Annotated in this window: 18 protein-coding genes, 2 pseudogenes and 1 other annotated feature; of the genes and pseudogenes, 17 read left to right on the forward strand and 3 right to left on the reverse strand. The window is 45.5% G+C overall.

Translation table 11 applies throughout. The features are described from left to right. Nucleotides 1-40: 40 nt before the first annotated feature. Complete coding sequence (locus tag TOCE_RS03340; RefSeq protein ID WP_013275482.1) at nt 41-784, reverse strand: tRNA lysidine(34) synthetase; 744 nt, start codon at nt 782-784, stop codon at nt 41-43. A gap of 25 nt (nt 785-809) precedes the next feature. Next, nucleotides 810-1,853, reverse strand: coding sequence for a low-specificity L-threonine aldolase (gene ltaE / locus TOCE_RS03345; RefSeq protein WP_013275483.1), 1,044 nt, complete (start codon nt 1,851-1,853; stop codon nt 810-812). 128 nt (nt 1,854-1,981) lie between these two features. On the opposite strand from ltaE, the gene TOCE_RS03350 reads away from it, so the two are divergent. From TOCE_RS03350 to istB, 8 genes and pseudogenes are all read left to right on the forward strand, one after another. Next, nucleotides 1,982-2,257: an acylphosphatase gene (locus TOCE_RS03350; protein ID WP_013275484.1), complete on the forward strand. Its 276-nt coding sequence runs from the start codon at nt 1,982-1,984 to the stop codon at nt 2,255-2,257. A gap of 16 nt (nt 2,258-2,273) precedes the next feature. Further along, a complete protein-coding gene (locus tag TOCE_RS03355) occupies nt 2,274-3,614 on the forward strand; it encodes a replication-associated recombination protein A (RefSeq protein WP_013275485.1) in 1,341 nt (446 codons plus the stop codon). Then, nucleotides 3,611-5,317, forward strand: a complete 1,707-nt coding sequence (locus TOCE_RS03360) for an ABC-ATPase domain-containing protein (RefSeq protein ID WP_013275486.1) — start codon at nt 3,611-3,613, stop codon at nt 5,315-5,317. Before TOCE_RS03355 ends, TOCE_RS03360 begins: the two co-directional genes overlap by 4 nt. Nucleotides 5,318-5,518: 201 nt before the next feature. Next, nucleotides 5,519-6,373, forward strand: a complete 855-nt coding sequence (locus TOCE_RS11595) for a DUF4349 domain-containing protein (protein ID WP_013275487.1) — start codon at nt 5,519-5,521, stop codon at nt 6,371-6,373. Nucleotides 6,374-6,489: 116 nt separating this feature from the next. Continuing rightward, a complete protein-coding gene (locus TOCE_RS03370) occupies nt 6,490-6,900 on the forward strand; it encodes a secondary thiamine-phosphate synthase enzyme YjbQ (RefSeq protein WP_013275488.1) in 411 nt (136 codons plus the stop codon). 75 nt (nt 6,901-6,975) lie between these two features. Next, nucleotides 6,976-7,290: a hypothetical protein gene (locus tag TOCE_RS03375; RefSeq protein ID WP_013275489.1), complete on the forward strand. Its 315-nt coding sequence runs from the start codon at nt 6,976-6,978 to the stop codon at nt 7,288-7,290. Between the two features lie 124 nt (nt 7,291-7,414). Continuing rightward, nucleotides 7,415-8,218 (forward strand): annotated as a pseudogene (gene istA / locus TOCE_RS03380) (IS21 family transposase); the annotation flags it as partial. After that, nucleotides 8,218-8,671, forward strand: a pseudogene (istB, locus tag TOCE_RS03385) (IS21-like element helper ATPase IstB); the annotation flags it as partial. The pseudogenes istA and istB, both read left to right, overlap by 1 nt. A gap of 212 nt (nt 8,672-8,883) precedes the next feature. Here istB and TOCE_RS03390 read toward each other — a convergent pair. Then, nucleotides 8,884-9,195: a transposase gene (locus TOCE_RS03390; protein ID WP_013275491.1), complete on the reverse strand. Its 312-nt coding sequence runs from the start codon at nt 9,193-9,195 to the stop codon at nt 8,884-8,886. A 99-nt stretch (nt 9,196-9,294) separates the two neighbouring features. Here TOCE_RS03390 and TOCE_RS03395 point away from each other — a divergent pair, with 99 nt between their 5' ends. From TOCE_RS03395 to TOCE_RS03435, 9 genes are all read left to right on the forward strand, one after another. Then, on the forward strand, nt 9,295-9,885 hold the full coding sequence (locus tag TOCE_RS03395; protein ID WP_013275492.1) for a hypothetical protein: 591 nt from the start codon (nt 9,295-9,297) through the stop codon (nt 9,883-9,885). Between the two features lie 302 nt (nt 9,886-10,187). Further along, nucleotides 10,188-10,400 (forward strand): hypothetical protein, encoded by a 213-nt coding sequence (locus TOCE_RS03400; RefSeq protein ID WP_013275493.1) that lies wholly within the window; start codon nt 10,188-10,190, stop codon nt 10,398-10,400. Further along, complete coding sequence (locus TOCE_RS11600; RefSeq protein ID WP_049817891.1) at nt 10,381-11,109, forward strand: CPBP family intramembrane glutamic endopeptidase; 729 nt, start codon at nt 10,381-10,383, stop codon at nt 11,107-11,109. The genes TOCE_RS03400 and TOCE_RS11600 overlap by 20 nt, the downstream gene beginning before the upstream one ends. Nucleotides 11,110-11,483: 374 nt before the next feature. Continuing rightward, on the forward strand, nt 11,484-11,969 hold the full coding sequence (locus TOCE_RS03410; RefSeq protein ID WP_223156835.1) for an MFS transporter: 486 nt from the start codon (nt 11,484-11,486) through the stop codon (nt 11,967-11,969). Between the two features lie 883 nt (nt 11,970-12,852). Beyond that, nucleotides 12,853-13,041, forward strand: a complete 189-nt coding sequence (locus tag TOCE_RS03420) for a hypothetical protein (protein ID WP_013275498.1) — start codon at nt 12,853-12,855, stop codon at nt 13,039-13,041. Between the two features lie 191 nt (nt 13,042-13,232). Beyond that, a complete protein-coding gene (locus TOCE_RS12265; protein ID WP_187286584.1) occupies nt 13,233-13,730 on the forward strand; it encodes a hypothetical protein in 498 nt (165 codons plus the stop codon). Nucleotides 13,731-13,840: 110 nt separating this feature from the next. Then, a complete protein-coding gene (locus TOCE_RS03425; protein WP_013275500.1) occupies nt 13,841-14,194 on the forward strand; it encodes a nucleotidyltransferase domain-containing protein in 354 nt (117 codons plus the stop codon). Next, the gene (locus tag TOCE_RS03430; RefSeq protein ID WP_013275501.1) at nt 14,166-14,585 is read left to right on the forward strand and encodes a HEPN domain-containing protein; all 420 of its coding nucleotides are present in this window, start codon (nt 14,166-14,168) and stop codon (nt 14,583-14,585) included. The genes TOCE_RS03425 and TOCE_RS03430 overlap by 29 nt, the downstream gene beginning before the upstream one ends. 167 nt (nt 14,586-14,752) lie before the next feature. Beyond that, nucleotides 14,753-14,970: a binding site (T-box leader), on the forward strand. Between the two features lie 51 nt (nt 14,971-15,021). Beyond that, the gene (locus tag TOCE_RS03435) at nt 15,022-17,670 is read left to right on the forward strand and encodes a valine--tRNA ligase (RefSeq protein ID WP_013275502.1); all 2,649 of its coding nucleotides are present in this window, start codon (nt 15,022-15,024) and stop codon (nt 17,668-17,670) included. Nucleotides 17,671-17,674: the final 4 nt, after the last annotated feature.

Here is a 17,674-nt window from a genome sequence, read left to right on the forward strand (position 1 = left end):
TACCGGCCGGACAGCGTTTATCAGCTGACGGCCGGCTTTTTTATTGAAGCTCTTCCTTATGTTCACTTTTCTCCCTGAAAAAATCTCTGCGCTTTATGGCGGCTAAAATATTTTCCCTTGCTCTGGGGAACACCTGCTCCATCCGGTCGAGGAGCTCTGTCATCTCGTCCCGCTTTGTCCTGCCGTCAGCCGGGCACGGGCTTTCGATGACCGGCAGGCCCCGAGATTTTACTATCGTCTTTATGGTCCGCTCGCTGAGGTATATGAGTGGCCTGATTAAAGTCACGTTTTTCCGGGAGAGATAGGTTTTGGGCTCAAAAGTGTCAAATCGCCCGGTAAAGATGAGGTTTAACAAAAGGGTTTCGATTACGTCGTCGGCGTGGTGAGCCAGAGCCACCTTGTTGCACCCCAGCTCGACGGCGGCGCTGTCCAGGGTGCCGCGCCTCATCCTGGAGCAGAGGGAACAGGGATTGGACTCCTTTCTTATTTCAAACACCACCCGGGCTATGTCGGTTTTGACTACTTTGAGCGGTATCTGGAGGTTCCGGCAGAAATCTTCAAGAGGTGTAAGATCCATCTCCCATCCCAGGTCAATATTTACAGCCACGATGTCAAAATCTAAAGGAGAGTGTTTTCGCACCAGGTCCAGGATGTATAAAAGAGTGGTAGAATCCTTACCTCCGGAAACTCCAACGGCTATTTTATCCCCGTTTTCTATCATGCCGTAATCGATGATGGCTTTTTTGACCTTTGTGAGAAACCATTTGCCGAAATTCCTGTTCATATTTACCCCCTGTCGAGACACTTTTTTAGTTGAGTTCAGCGGCTATTTCCTTCACCGCTTCCACGGTCCTCAATACATCATTTTTGTCTATGCCGTAGTGGGTTACGAATCTTACCAGCGAACCCGAGCCGCCGTTGATCTTTATGCCTTTTTCAAGCAGCCGCCCTGCAAGCTCGTTTCCGCTGATGCCAAGGCCCGAAATGTCGCATATGACAATATTGGTCTGCACCGTTTTCATATCTATGGAAATTCCCGGAATACTATTCAAGCCCTCGGCCAGGAGCCTTGCGTTTTCGTGGTCTTCCTTAAGCCTTTCCGTCATCTTTTCGAGGGCGACTATTCCGGCGGCGGCTAAAAATCCAGCCTGGCGCAGCCCACCGCCCAGCATTTTGCGGAATTTCCTGGCCCGGTTGATGAAATCTCTGCTGCCGGCGACTATGGAGCCCACGGGAGCGCAAAGGCCCTTGGAAAGGCAGAACATGACGCTGTCGGCGTACCGGGCTATGTCGCGCACCGGCACTCCCAGGTAGGTGGCGGCGTTAAAAATCCTGGCACCGTCCATGTGGACGGGAATGCCGTGTTTTTTTGCAACCTCGTAGGTCTTCTCCAGCGTATCCATCGGGATTACAGTGCCGCCTGCTCTGTTGTGGGTGTTTTCAACGCATATGAGGCTGGTTCTCGGGAAATGTAAGTCGTCCTCCCTAATAGCGGCCTCAATATCGGTTGGGTCCATGACGCCCCTTTTACCGGGGATGAGGCGTGCCTGCACGCCTGCAAGATAACCGATGCCGCCCACCTCATAGGTGAAGATATGGCTTTTTTCTTCAAGGATTATTTCATCGCCGGGCCGGGTATGGGTCATTATGCACACCTGGTTGCCCTGGGTCCCGCTGGTGACGAACATGGCCGCTTCCTTCCCCGTGATCTCTGCGGCCATCTCTTCAAGTCTTCTGACGGTCGGGTCCTCGCCGTACACATCGTCGCCCACTTCAGCCCGGTACATGGCCTCTCGCATCTCAGGAGTAGGAAGCGTTACGGTATCGCTCCTGAGGTCAATATATTTCGCCATACTGATTTCCTCCCCAAACACGTTTATAAATAAATAATTCTCCCAGCATGCCGTAAATCCTGCTTTTTCTTGCAATATCCGCGCCGTTTATGTATAATCTATCCAAAAGATGTTTGTGGAGGGATTTCATGAAAAGATCGGCCCGCGCTCTAATATACGGTATGGTGCAGGGGGTAGGCCTCCGGTACTCGGTCCACAGAAAAGCTTCCCAACTTGGACTGACGGGTTTCGTCAAAAACCTGCCCGACGGAAGCGTCGAGCTGGTGGTCGAAGGGGACGAGGCTTTGATAAAAGATCTTCTCGAATACATAAAGACCGGTCTCCGGTGGGCAAGGGTCGATAGAATCGATGTAGATTGGTCGGAGTACGAAGGAAAGCACCGCGGCTTTGAAATAGCCTTTTAACCGAGAGGGTGAAACCATGGATTTCGAGCAGAGCTCGCTTTTTGACGGCGAGATCAAAAAAAGCGCTCCGCTGGCCGACAGGATGCGGCCCAGGAATCTGGACGAATTCGTCGGCCAGGACCACCTGCTTGGCAGGGGAAAGATTCTTAGAAAATTGATAGAAAACGACCTGATAACCTCCATGATACTCTGGGGTCCCCCGGGGGTGGGGAAGACTACGCTGGCAATGATAATAGCGGAAATGACAAGAGCCAGATTCGTCACCTTCAGCGCCGTTCTCTCGGGGATAAAAGAGGTGAAGGAGGTTATGAAAGAGGCCCAGGAACGCCGCAGGTACGGCCAGAGGACTCTTGTTTTCATAGATGAGATCCACCGCTTTAACAAATCGCAGCAGGACGCCTTCCTGCCTTACGTGGAAAAAGGCGATATAATCCTCATCGGCGCCACCACGGAAAATCCTTCCTTCGAACTTAATTCAGCACTGCTCTCCCGCTCGAAGGTTTTCGTCATGAACCCTCTTTCCCCGGATGACCTGATGGTATTACTGAAGAGGGCTCTTCGGGACGAAGAGAGGGGACTCGGGAGGTTTAAGGTTCGGGTTGAAGACGAACAGCTCTATAAAATCGCGGTTTTTGCCAACGGCGACGCCAGGGTTGCCCTGAACACCCTGGAAATTGCAGTATTGAGCTCAGTACCCGACGATAGCGGGCAAATACGAATAACCGACGAGGTGCTGAAGGAGGCATTCCAGAGAAAAACCCTTCTTTACGACAAAGGGGGAGAGGAGCATTATAACCTGATTTCGGCCTTTCATAAGTCCCTGAGGAACAGCGATAGCGATGCTGCGCTGTACTGGCTGGCCCGGATGCTGGAAGCGGGGGAAGACCCGCTTTATGTGGCAAGGCGAATGATCCGTTTCGCCTCCGAGGATGTGGGCCTTGCGGATCCAAGGGCCTTAGAGCAGGCGGTGGCGGCCTACCACGCTGCCCATTTTATTGGGATGCCCGAATGCAGCGTGAATCTCGCTCAGGCCGCGGTGTATCTCGCCCTGGCTCCGAAATCCAATTCCCTCTATACTGGCTATGCCCGGGCCAAAAAAGACGCCCTGGAGACCCTGGCTCAGGGAGTACCGCTCCATCTGAGAAACGCCCCCACAAGGCTCATGGAAGAGCTTGGCTACGGCAGGGGTTACAAATACGCCCACGATTTCGAGGATAAAATAGCCGATATGGAGTGCCTGCCCGACAATTTAAGGGGCAGGCAGTATTACATCCCCACAGAACAGGGCATGGAAAAGAATTTTAAGGAACGAAAGGAGTTGCTGGAAAAATTGAAGAAAAAAGAGGTGGGACGATGAGATCGAAAGAAGACCTTAAAAAAATCATCGCAAGGATCAACGGCAAGGGATACAAGGCTTATAAAGAAATACAGGGGGACTACGATTTCGGCGGTTTTGTGCTTTACATAGACCACGTCCAGGGGGACCCCTTCGCCTCACCCTCTAGGGTAAGGCTCTGGGTTGATATGAAACGGGCCGGTTTTCCGGAGGAACTTTATAAAACCTCCGTCAGGACCACCGCCCTGGAGGATTTTCTGGCAAGGCAGGCGGCGGCTGTCATCCGGAAATTGCCGCGGGTGAACGGCACCGGAGGCAGCGGAGAAATCTATATTGATAAAGGCGGGCAGGAGATTTTGAAGCGCACCGCCGTGAAGGTGTGCTCCGATTACGTGGAGGCAAGGCTCAGTGTGGGACTTCCTGCTTTCGGGCGAAGGATCAACGGTGGGGGAGCCGAAACGCTGTTTTTCTCCAATTTACCCGAGATAGCGGAAAAAGCCCTCCTTTACCGGAATATAGATGCCGAATCCGCGAGAAAATGGGTGGAACTTGCCGAAGACCAGGAATACCTGAGGGATCAGCTGAAGAAGAGTCGCCTTGTGGCTTTCGTCGCCGACGGCTCAATCCTGCCCAGGGAAAGCGGAATAAGCGACAGGCCCATGAGGGGGGACAGGGTGGTGCCCTTCAAATCCCCGGAAAGCCTGAAAGTATCCTTTGAGCTTCCCAATGCCGGTGTCGTTGGGGGTATGGGCATACCCGAAGGCGTCACCCTGATCGTGGGGGGAGGCTACCACGGGAAAACCACCCTGCTGTCGGCGCTGCAGAGAGGGGTATACAACCATATCCCCGGTGACGGCAGGGAATTCGTGATAACCGTGAAGGACGCGGTGAAGATCAGGGCCGAAGACGGGCGCCGGGTGGAAAAGGTGGATATAAGCCCGTTCATAACCAATTTGCCCGACGGGCAGGATACCAGGAAGTTCAGCACCGAAAACGCCAGCGGCAGCACCTCCCAGGCGGCCAATATCATGGAAGCCGTCGAAATTGGTACAAGCCTGCTCCTTTTGGATGAGGACACCTGTGCCACCAATTTCATGATAAGGGATGCGAGAATGCAAAAGCTAGTCGCTAAAGAGAAAGAACCTATTACGCCTTTCATAGACCGGGTGCGGCAGCTTTACGAAGAACTGGGGATATCAACGGTGCTGGTCATGGGCGGGAGCGGGGATTACTTTGATATGGCCGACTGCGTTATAAAGATGCAGGATTACCGCCCCTACGACGTAACGGAGGAGGCCCGGCGGATAGCAGCAGAGATAAAGACAGACCGCAGGATAGAAAGAACGGAAGGCCCCATCTCGGTAACCCCGAGGGTTATTCTAAAAGAGGGCCTGGAGCTTCGGGGGAAGAAAAAAGTTAAGTCCAGAGACGTGGATACCCTGCAGTACGGCGGCGAATATATAGAGATGGATTACGTGGAGCAGCTGGTGGACCGCAGCCAGACCAGCGCCGTAGGCGAAATCATCAGGTACGCCGTGGAAAAATATGTGGACGGCGGGAGAACGTTCAAAGAAATCGTGGAAATGGTCTTTGCCGATATAGAAAAATACGGCATCGACGTCGTATCGCCCTTTTACGGGAAACACCCCGGGAACCTGGCCCTGCCGAGGCCCCAGGAAGTGGCGGCGGGCCTTAACAGGTACCGGGGACTCAGGGTAAAATAGATTCACAGCCGGAACGGGGTATTTATTGTCCTTTACCCGTCCGGCCTTTTTTTATCATTTCCTCTTTTTAAAATAATTGATGAGTCTTTTGTAATAATTGTTTTCAGGTAAAAAAATCTCGGAATTACCAAATAATTAGAGGAAGTATATATTTTTTAGCGAAATAATATATTATCACATTAAAATGGGGGCCGAAAGTTTATGAAAAAGATATTTGTCGTGTTATTAATAGCCGCTTTTATCCTTGCGGGCTGCGGCGTAAAACCCGCGCAAAGGAGCGGCGCGAATGAAAGGGCTGCACCCGATTACGGGCAGAACAATATGATCGTACAGGATGCAATAACGCAAGCGCACCAGGAAAGCAATAAAAACTTAGCGGGTACCATTGACAGGAAAATAGTAAAAAACGGCACCATTCATCTTGGAGTCAACGATTTGAAAGAAACGGAAACAGCGGTCTACAATCTGATTCAAGAATACGGCGGGTTTATCCAGAGCTCCTCGTCAAGAAACGAAAATCGGGAAGTCTGGAGTGAAATAGTTGCTCGGGTGCCGTTTGATCGCTTCGAAGAATTTTTCGGAAGGCTAAAACAGCTCGGGAGAGTAAACTACGACAACATTTCCACCCAGGATGTGACCGAGGAATACATAGACCTTTCCGCAAGGATTAAAGTCCTGAAAGCACAGGAAGAAAGGCTCATTAGCCTTTTGGCCAAAGCTGAAAAAATAGATGATATCCTTAGGATAGAGAATGAGCTTACCAGGCTGAGAAGCGATATCGAGCAATTGCAGGGAAGGATAAATTATCTTGACAGGGCTACCGGTTATTCCACGGTCACTATCAGAATAAATCAGCTGGTGACGGCTTATCCTGAGACCGGGAATGCAATGGGGAGTATTCTTTATAGACTGAAAGACGGATGGATAACATTTTTCAATGTATTGATTTTTGCAGTTGAAACTCTGGCTTGGCTGTCGCCGTACATCGTTCTTGCGGGTATTTTCGCAATCGTATATTTAAAGTATATAAAGAAAAATACCGGCAAGGGTGCATAGGTTTTCATCAGGCGGTATAAAAAGCATTATACAATTCGAATCAGTGGCACCATAAGCCCCTTGTCTTTAAAGACTGGGGGCTTTAACTTTAGAGATATCAGGCGGGAGGAGATGTTATGAGAATCATCAATGTAGAAACCACCGCGAGGACGCAGATGGTGGATATAACCTACGAGGTCCGGAAGGCTATATCGGAATTCGGGGTGAAGGACGGGCTGTGCTTTGTCTTCGTACCCCACACCACGGCAGGAGTAACCATAAACGAAAACGCCGATGACGATGTAAAGACCGATATAATAAACGCCCTGAACAGACTGATCCCGCAGAGGGGTGACTACAGGCACGTGGAGGGAAACTCCGATGCCCACATAAAGGCGACGCTTGTGGGAAGCTCCGTAGTTTTGGCGATAGAAGATGGCAGGCCAGTTCTCGGCACCTGGCAGGGCGTGCTTTTCTGCGAATTCGACGGACCAAGGAAGAGGAAGGTATTTGTCAAGTGTGTGAACGCTGAAGATTCTAAGCAGTAGTTTGACTCTGCATTGCGTAAAAAATATGAGCTTGTTCCTTCGAAAAATGTGGGAATAAGAAAAAGGAGGGGGCTCATGATTGATGTTAGATTGCCAGAAAATAAGATACTGAATATTTTGCTTCATTTTTATAAGATATTAAAAGAAACACCGTTGCTTTTGGGTTATATAATCGTGGGGTTAGTAGTGACATTTGGTTTGTATGGTCTTCATGGATTGATTGTAGCCTTGAAAAACCTGTTTTTACTATTAATCTGGGCCTTAATAATTAGGGTTATGACCGAAGGTTCTCCTCGTCCTGTTAAAATAAAAAATCCTAAAATAGAATTGTCTATCGGGGTTATACTTGTTGTTTATTGCATAATTAAAATGGACAGAGTTGCAAAATAAAATCCCCACTTTTGCAACTCAAAAATCCCCAAATTTGCAAAGGTCATTGCAGGCACCCCTAAAAACCTTTACCCTTGTAGTTAGGGACAACTTAACTGCAAGGGAGGAATGGAGGATGCTCACAATGACCCAAATTGATAATATCAGAAAAGCTTTCTTTATGAAAGGGCAAAATATCAGCGAGATAGCCCGGGAGTTCCAAAAAGACCGAAAAACGATACGAAAGTATATCTATCAAGAGGACTGGAACACCAGGGTTAAAGCTGAAGAAGCTAAACATACCTTCCCAAAACTCGATCCTTTCAAGGCGGATATAGACCAATGGCTAGAAGAAGATAAAAAAGCTCGCAAAAAGCAGAGACATACAGCTAAAAGAGTTTACGACAGGCTCTATGAAAAATACCAAGATAAGTTTAACTGTTCTTACCGTACCGTAGCAGGCTACGTGGCCATGAGAAAAAAAGAATTGTACCAGGACAACTCATGCCGTCTGCCGCTGGAACATATCCCGGGTGAAGCGCAGGTGGATTTCGGCGAAGCAGACTTTTACGAAAACGGGACGCTATACCACGGCTTTTATCTGAACCTGTCGTTTCCCTACAGTAACGCGGGCTATACTCAGCTCTTCAAGGGAGAAAACCAGGAATGCCTGTTTCAGGGACTTAAGAACATATTTGAACATATTGGTGGAGTGCCTCATAAGCTATGGTTCGATAACGCCAGCACTATTGTGAAATTCTTGAAGAATGGTGAGCGAAAACTAACCGACGCCTTCCTGAGATTCAAGCAGCACTATGGTTTTGAAGCGGTATTCTGTAACCCTACTTCCGGCCACGAAAAGGGTAATGTGGAAAACAAGGTGGGATACCACCGGCGCAACTTCCTTGTCCCGGTCCCCGGGTTTGAAAAGCTGGAGGATTTTAAGAAAAGAAAAACCTGATCCTTTACGGCAACGTGGGAACCGGCAAAACCCATCTTGCCACAGCCATCGGTGTGGAGGCCTGTAAAAAAGGATTCAGCGTAAAGTTTTTGTCGCACTGCAGCACTGGTAAACCGGCTGGTAGAAGCCAGGAAGGGAGGTGAACTTTCCGGGTTACTGAAACAGCTTTCCAAACCGGATCTTCTGATCTGCGACGAATGGGGCTATGTTCCTTTGGACCGCGAAGGAGCGCAGCTACTTTTTCAGGTGATTTCGGACTGCTATGAACGTCGCAGTGTAGTAATTACCACTAACCTGGAATTCAGCCGCTGGGCGAGCATTTTCTACGATGAGCAGATGACAGCAGCAATGATTGACCGGCTAATACACCACAGTTACCTATTGATCTTTGATGGTCAAAGCTACCGGATGAGGCAATCACTCATGAGGCAGTTAAGTTAACATAAAAATTCCCCACCGGTGCCTGGGGAAAACTCTTTGCAAAAATGGGGAATTTCCTCTTGCAAAAAACAACATCGGCGGTTATAGTCGGTGCCTACATATTTGCTACATATGCGTAAAAGGTGGATGGTGTAAGGCTGACGAAAAGCAAGAACGTTAGTAGAAACTATATCCTTTCGCCACCCACCTTTTGGCAATTGCGACTTTGTCGGCTACTGAGGGTTTACTCGATCCCGCAATTCTCTTAAAATAGCCAGTTCTAGTTCTTTTTCCGCCACAAGTCTTTTTAGCTGGTCATTCTCCCTAGCTAAACTTTCTAGCCTATTTTCTGCCTCTAAAAGCCTTTGGTTTACATCGCGTGGCAGAGGGATAACAGAACCATTCTTTCTTGTTGCTTGAAGCCAGTTATATACCGTATTTTTGGAGAGTCCATGTCTTCTAGCCACTAACGCAATATTACCAACTTCCTGGCATTCTCTTACAACTTGCTCCTTAAATTCTTGGTCATAACGTTTCTTTTTCAATTTCATACCCCCTAATTAACATTGTAACATTATCAAACTTTTTCTCCAATTCTATTAGGGGGCTAAATAGAATGCTATATTTAATTAGGTGAGGCATTAATGAACAAAAATTTTTTCATAATTATGTTAATAATTATCTCTATTCTATTAGGCTTTTTTGTTTATAATCAAAGACAGGAGAACATAAAATATGAAAATTTATTTTCCGATAAACTATATACAACGATGTATTTACTATCTTCCTCAATACTCAGTAATAATGAAATTCTCCAATCAGGTTTTAGCAAAAAGTATTTTACCGAATCGGAAGTTGATCAGCTTATTTATAATTACGCTAATATTATTAACTATTCTCAGGAAGCAAATTATTTTGTTAGAACCTTGGGTAGAGCAAAGTCTTCACAAATAAATGATTATACAGCATATATAGCCGAGAGAATTCAGTATTACTTACTGAATATAAAAAGGCATGCAAACGGCAATTATTCTGTTTCTTTAAATGAGGATAATACAGAGCTGTTTCAATATGCAAAAGAAGTAAGTGAACTCTGGACGTCAGTTATCAATAACACTATAGAAGGTAAAAGTCCAGAAGAGCTAGGAAACATACATGATAATTATTGGGTTGAAACTATGTTAGAATTGTCCCGTCATTCTAAAAATCAAAAACATTATTTTGATAATTTTTAATGAGGTTGCAAAATATTTCATGCAAATTTCATCCTTCTATGATGATCAAGTCCAATTTTTTTGTGTAAAAATCCCTCTGGCTAGAACCAGGTGATTCTATCACCATCGCTTGGCCTATTATACCGCCTCCGGCCCTTTAGGTGTCAAGGATACACTATCGCCGGGCTCTGCCTCCCCTTGACATCGAGGCCTCCAGCGGTTATCAATAGAGCCCGTCCCCGTTTTTCGTCCTGTTCCATAAGTAATGCTTTACTTTGGTGATGGTAATTTAAAATTAAGAAGCTGTTTTAGGAGGAAGGTTAGTGAATAATATTTCTTCTTTATTGGATGGAAAAGTATTAAATATTATGCTTCATTTTTATAAGAGATTAAAAGAAACACCGTTGCTTTTGGGTTATATAATCGTAGGATTAGCAGTAACATTTGGTTTGAAGGGTTTTCAGGGATTGGTTGTAGCCCTGAAGAACTTAGTTGTATTATTAAATAATCAGGATTATGACCGAAGATTCACCTAAGTCTGTTAAGATAAAAAATCCCAAATTAGAGTTATGTGTCGGATTTATATTTTTTGTATATGAGTTAATAATAGCTGTTTTGGTACATAATTACGTCAAGAATGCTGCTTTTGCAAGTAAAGTACATAATTTTCGAGAATTTATGCGAAATATTTTCTTATTGAATTATAAAACATTAACAGTTCTATCTGGAGAACTCATGAATGCTATTACAGTTACAATATTGATAACAATTCCCATTATATTAATCTACCTACTAATGGGCTATAAACTTAGAGAAATGGGTTTTAATAGAGGGTACTGGAAGCTTACCTTTGTGCTTATGGCATTAAGTGTATTGTTAGGTATCTATGAAGGATTTAAAATATCTGATTATAAGTTGCTTATAGCTGTATATCTTATTCATATATTTATAAACGGTTTACCCGAAGAATTGTTTTATAGAGGTTTTTTACTTCCGCGATTAGAAGTTATATTAAAGAATTCGCTCAATGCTTTAGTTATTTCTTCAATAATTTTTAGTGCAAGCCATGTTCCTTCTATGGTCATACAATACAATTACAGTCTTTGGCACGCTTTATTGGATGTGTTTAGCTTCGAACAGCCTACAGGTCTTATATGGGGATATTTATATTTAAGAACAAGGAGTGTTATTCCCGGTATGCTGTGGCATGCTTCTGTTGGAATATTGGGTAAGATATTTTTATGATTTTAGAGAATCATTGGGAATTGGTATATATAAAAAATTCGAAAAAATACGATTATAACCTGCCGGCTGACAAAACCGTTTTGATAATTGCTCATACAGACTTTTGACCTTGAAAATTGTGACAAAAGTGATGGTCTTACATAAAAGAGAAATTGTTGAAGTTGGGACTCATGAAGAGCTTTTACCAAAAGAGGAGCTTACAACAATGTGAAAAAAACAATCTGTGATAAAATTTCCCTTACCTAAAAAAGGAATTTACAGATTTGTGCCGAAATTTAAAAACCAATCTTTAACATAAGGGGGTATTAAATGGGGATTGAAAGAAACACATAATGAAATTTACCCTGTACAGTGTTTTTACGAAGGCGTTATTCATGGATGCTATTATTATACTTTATTTGTTCGCACACGGTTTGAACGTTACCCAAATAATGTTCCTGGAGACCTTTTCAGCTTTAACCATAACTTTCTTTGAGGTTCCGGGTGGCGCTGTAGCGGATAAGTTTGGCATAAAATACAGTTTGTTTTTTGGAGCATTTTTCCAAGCGATTGCAGTCATATTTTTTATAATCGGTCAAAATTATCTATTCTTTGTTGTCGGGATAGTGATATTTTCGATTGGAGCTACTTTTATATCGGGTGCGGACAACGCTTATTTGTATGACTTTTTAAATGAAAATAATATGAGAGATAAGTTTCAACAAATTGACGGCAGCATAATGTCATGGGTTTATTACGCTATGGCGATTACTTCTCTGACAGCAGGTTTTCTATATACGAAAAGCATCTATTATCCTTTATATCTCACCTTTATATTCCTAATATTCCATCATTGTTGGCGCTCGGTCTGGCAAATATAAGTTTGGAAGGCGAAAAAACCGGAAGCCAAGTTGTCCTATTCTCAAATCATCGAAGAAAGCGGAAAATTTATATTTAAAAACGCCGACATATTATTCTTGTCCCTCTTTTCTATTGGAATTCTATCCTTTATACATTTGGCCAAAAACATCGAACAGACATATTTATATTTAAATAAAGTGCCGCCGCAATACTTCGGAGCGCTGGTATGTATTTTCAATTTGACTGCATGATTCTTTTCCAGAAAAAGCAGGCAGATAACCGATTTGTTTAAAAATGAAGGCCAGCTTTATATATGTATAGCATTGTTCCTGTTTATAATATTGATGAGTCAAATTAAGTATTTGTATTTCAGCTTGCCTTTGCTTTTAGTTTTCTATGCAATTAGAGGTATAGCTTCCCCTTATATCTTCAGACGCCTGAATGAGTCCATTATTTCGAAAATACGTGCCACGATACTCTCTTTTCACAATTTATTGATGGGCCTTTTTGTAGCCGCTTCGGCCCCTCTGCTGGGGTTTTTTACGGATAGATCGGGTATATATTATACCTATCTCGTAATGCCGCTGAGTTTCTTATGCCTGATTGCCGTTATTTCTCTTTTAAAGTCGAAGAAATTAAAAATGTTGGTTTTTCGGGCGGATTGAAATGGCGGTTTATATTAAAGACCAGAATAGGTAGCTATAAGAAAGAAAAAAAGAGTTGAGAATGAAAAAAGGTGATGAAATAATAGCTTTTGTTAACGATATTCCGATTTATAAAAATGAAGTGGAATATAGAAAAGATTGGCAGAAATAGCCTATGGAAGCAGAGACAATGAATTTGTAGATTCCTTTGCTGCAATTTTTGCTCTTTTTTTGTTAAAGTGGAAGGGAATTTTACCTCATGAATCTGGGAAAAATAGTGGAGCTTGATAGGATAAACATGAGCCCGATATTAAAGGAATTAGGCATAGAGTTTGATCCCGAGAGACGAAAGAATGACCTTGTCAGAGAAATTGAAAAAGGGCTAGGTTTATCCTGGTCTGGGGAGCGATATTCTGGCTGCTTATCTGGAGTATATGCCTCTTTCTGAAGACTGCTGGAATGTGATGTCGATACAGGTACATCCTGCGTACAAAAGAAGCTCAATTTTGCGCGAGATATTACAAAAAGGCTACAGAGAAATATTATCGAATCATCCGAAATAAGTTTTCAGTTCTGCCCATAAAAACAACAAATCTTCGGTTTTGCTTCATCGTAGGCTGGGGTTCAGGGTTATTTCGGATGAAAACGAAAGATATAGATACGAAATTTCCGGCGATGAACTGCTGGGATTTTTTAACCGGATATTTAAGAAGGGGAATTAATCCAAACACTGCAAAACTTGGAGGGAATTGCTTGAAAGTTCTTTACACTATTTCCGTTTTGATTTGCTCTCTTTTAGTCTACAAATTTTGGCCCAAATATGAAAATAATATGTTTCCTCTTTTTACGGACATTACTACCATCCTGCTTTTTCTTCCCTCATTTTTTATTTTGTTTTTCTCCTTCCCTTCCTTCATCCTTTTAACTTTATCTAAACAGTTAAAAAAAGCAATTAAGATTTCCATGGTTTTATTGATCTATATAATGGTCTTTTTATTCTCCCTGAATGCATTAGACTTTTATTCAATAAGGTTGAGGGGTTTAATTTCTTTCGTAACTTCATTACCGGGGTTATTACATTTCATCTTATCGATAACATATGTTCATTCAAAGGATATCGGGCTGCCCAAAAATTGACTAAAAAAAATAAGGATAGCAGAAAAAAGGCTTTTATTTACAAAAAATCGTTATTATGCTAATATGAAACATAATTAGCCCCACAATTATTTCTTTCGGGAATGATGTGCATGGACATAAAAAGGGCGGAAAAAGAATACAAAGCTTTGTTAGAAAGTGAACTAGAAAGGATTACAGCAGAGCTTAAAAAGCTCGGTGCGGAAAAAATACTGCTCTTTGGTTCTTATGCTGCGGGGCGCAAAGACCTTTTAACCGACCTCGACATCATAGTGGTTTTAAAGAGCGATCTACCATTTATCGAGCGGATAGGTTTTATCTATAGAAAAGTCGCTCCTAGAGTAGCTGCGGATATACTGGTTTATACGCCTGAAGAATGGCAAACTGTTAAGAAAAAGCCTTTTTTCAAAAAAGCCGCTGCCGAGGGGAGGGTGCTGTATGAGAAGGTCGGGAATGGAAGAGGGTAAGAGATGGCTGGAACAGGCAAAAGAAGACTTAAAGTGGGCCAGAGTCCTGGCCGAACAAGGTGGCTATCATATCGCGTGCTTTTTAGCCCAGCAGGTGGCTGAAAAAGCCATTAAAGCTCTTTTATATGCTATGGGGGAAACTATAGTCCTGGGCCATTCGGTGAACGTATTAGCCCGAAGAGCCGCCCAGTATAATGAAAAAATAGGAGAAAAGTGCGAAAAATGGTCTATACTAGACGGTTATTACATTCCAACAAGGTATCCTAACGGCCTGCCGGACAGTATTCCTGCACGAGTGTACAACAGGGAAATAGCTACTATAGCCGTAGATTTGGCTGAAGATGTGGTTAATACTATGGAAGAAATAATGAATGATTTAGAGGCTTTTTGAACAATAGGCAGCGGTAGCTCAGCATATATGGAAGCCTCAAGAACGGAGTCCAGCATGTAGGTGCCCGACTCTATGAATTGGCTCAGCGTTTGCACGGACAAGTTCTTCTTTTGGCGCTCTTGACAAAGCAATAGCCTGAAGGTAAAATATACATAAAAATAGAGAGTGCAAAGGCGTTGACGGGGAGGAGTAGAAAGCCAACCCTTATAAAAGAGAGGAAGGCCGCCGGGTGAAAGCCTTCTTAAGGGTAGCTTTCGAAGGTCGCCCCTGAGCCGTCCCGGTGAAAAAGTAGCCGGGGCCGGTTTTTCCGTTATATTTTCGAGAGCCCGGATTTGAAAGTCCGGGAACTAAGGTGGTACCGCGAAAAAGGCCTTTCGTCCTTAAATCAGGGCGAAAGGCCTTTTAAGTTTTTACATTTTTTAAAGGAGGAGGAAGAATGGATTTCACCAATATCCCTTCCGTTTACGACCCAAAAAATGTGGAGGATAAATGGTACAGATTCTGGGAAGAACAGAATTTATTCCGCGCGGAAATTGATCCGGAGAAGGAACCCTTCACCATAGTTATTCCGCCGCCAAATGTAACCGGTCACCTCCACATCGGGCACGCCCTCAACAACACCATCCAGGACATCCTGATAAGGTATAAGAGGATGCAGGGCTACCCGACGCTGTGGTTACCCGGCACCGATCACGCGGGAATCGCCACAGAAGCCAAGGTGAAGGAGCAGCTGGCAGAAGAGGGGCTGTCCAAGTACGATCTCGGCAGGGAAAAGTTCCTGGAAAGGGTGTGGGCCTGGAAGGAAAAGTACGGCGACACCATAGTGAACCAACTGAAAAAACTAGGCGCTTCCTGCGACTGGTCCAGGTTCAGGTTCACCCTGGACGAGGGGCTCAGCCGCGCAGTGCGCGAAGTGTTCGTAAGGCTATACGAAAAGGGCCTCATATACCGCGGCGACTACATCGTGAACTGGTGTCCGACGTGTAAGACGACCCTTTCGGACATAGAGGTAGAGCACGAGGAGAGAAATGATAAGATCTACCATGTGAGGTATCCCTTCAGCGACGGCTCGGGCCACATAACCGTGGCGACCACCCGCCCCGAGACCATACTGGGCGATACGGCCGTGGCCGTGCACCCGGCGGATGAAAGGTACAAAGCATACATCGGCAAGACCGTCGTTCTGCCGCTGGTGAACAGGGAAATCCCGATCATCGCCGACGACTACGTGGATATGGAATTCGGGACAGGCGCGGTGAAGGTAACTCCCGCCCATGATCCCAACGATTTCGAGATGGGTCTGCGCCACGAACTCCCGATAATCAAGGTCATGGACGAAGAAGGGCGCATGAACGAAAACGCCGGAAAGTTTGAAGGCCTCGACAGGTACGAGTGCCGGAAAGCCATAATTAAAGAACTGGAAGAAAAGGGTTTACTGGAAAAGATCGAAGACCTGACCCACAGCGTGGGCCAGTGCTACCGCTGCCACACCGTGGTGGAACCGATGGTCTCCAAGCAGTGGTTTGTCAGGATGAAGCCTCTGGCCGAGCCTGCCATTGAAGTGGTAAAGCAGGGCAGGGTGAAGTTCGTCCCCGACAGGTTCACCAAAATATATATAAACTGGCTGGAAAACATTCACGACTGGTGCATTTCGAGGCAGCTCTGGTGGGGCCACCGGATTCCCGCGTGGTACTGCCAGGATTGCGGAGAGACCATCGTGGCGAGGGAAACGCCCGTAAAATGCTCAAAATGCGGCGGAAGTTCCCTGGAACAGGACCCGGACGTGCTCGATACCTGGTTCAGTTCGGCCCTCTGGCCTTTCTCGACGCTGGGCTGGCCCGACGACACAGAGGACCTCAGGTATTTTTATCCGACTTCCGCGCTGGTTACCGGCTACGACATAATATTCTTCTGGGTAGCCCGCATGATATTCATGGCTATGGAGTTCATGAAGGAGGAGCCCTTCGAGTACGTGGCTATAACGGGCCTTGTCAGGGACGCCCAAGGCCGCAAGATGAGCAAATCTCTGGGCAACGGCATAGATCCCCTGGAGGTCATAGAAAAGTACGGCGCCGACACCCTCAGGTTTGCTCTGTGCACCGGCAACACTCCTGGAAACGATATAAGGTTCTCCTGGGAAAAGGCAGAGCACAGCCGCAACTTTGCGAACAAGATATGGAACGCCTCCCGGTTCGTCATGATGAACCTGGAGGGCTTCGAGCCCGGAGAACCGGAATTGGAAAATCTATCGCTTAAAGACCGGTGGATCCTGTCCAGGCTAAACGATGTGACTTCAGAAGTTACGGAGTTCCTGGACAAATTTGAAGTGGGCATAGCGGCCCAGAAGGTCTACGACTTTTTCTGGAGCGAATTCTGCGACTGGTATATCGAAATGGCCAAGATAGACCTTTACGGGGACGACGAAAACGCGAAAAAGAGGACCCAGCGAGTCCTTTATACCGTGCTGGAGAGGGTTTTGAGGCTGCTGCACCCCTTCGTGCCGTTTATCACCGAAGAGATATGGCAGCACCTGCCCCACGAAGGCGAAAGTATAATGGTGTCGGCCTGGCCCGAATTCAGGCCCGAATGGAAGTTTGAAGATGCAGGCGACATGGAGATCCTCATGGAGGCCGTAAGGGGTATTAGAAACATCAGGGCTGAGATGAACGTACCGCCGGCTAAGAAAGCCAAGGCCGTGGTAAGAGCGGGGGATTCAGAGACGCTGAAACTTTTAAAGCAAAACATCGACATTATCCACACCCTTGCCAGGGTTTCGGAAACGGATTTCATTTCCGAGGAAGACCCCGCGCCCGGGAAAGCTATGAGCTGCGTCATAAGGGGAGCGGAAATCTTTATCCCAATGGAAGGCCTCGTGGACCTGGATTCGGAAATCGCAAGGCTTCAGAAAGAAAGGGCGTCTCTCGAGAAGGAGATTAGCACCGTCAGGAAAAAACTCGCAAACCACGGTTTCCTCTCAAAGGCTCCACGGGAAGTCGTCGAAAAGGAAAAGCAGAAGGAAAAGGATTACATCGAGATGCTGAAGCGGGTGGAGGAACGGCTGAAAACACTGACCGAACTTGGATAATCTT

Source organism: Thermosediminibacter oceani DSM 16646, from assembly GCF_000144645.1.
In the GTDB taxonomy this organism is placed as follows: domain Bacteria; phylum Bacillota; class Thermosediminibacteria; order Thermosediminibacterales; family Thermosediminibacteraceae; genus Thermosediminibacter; species Thermosediminibacter oceani.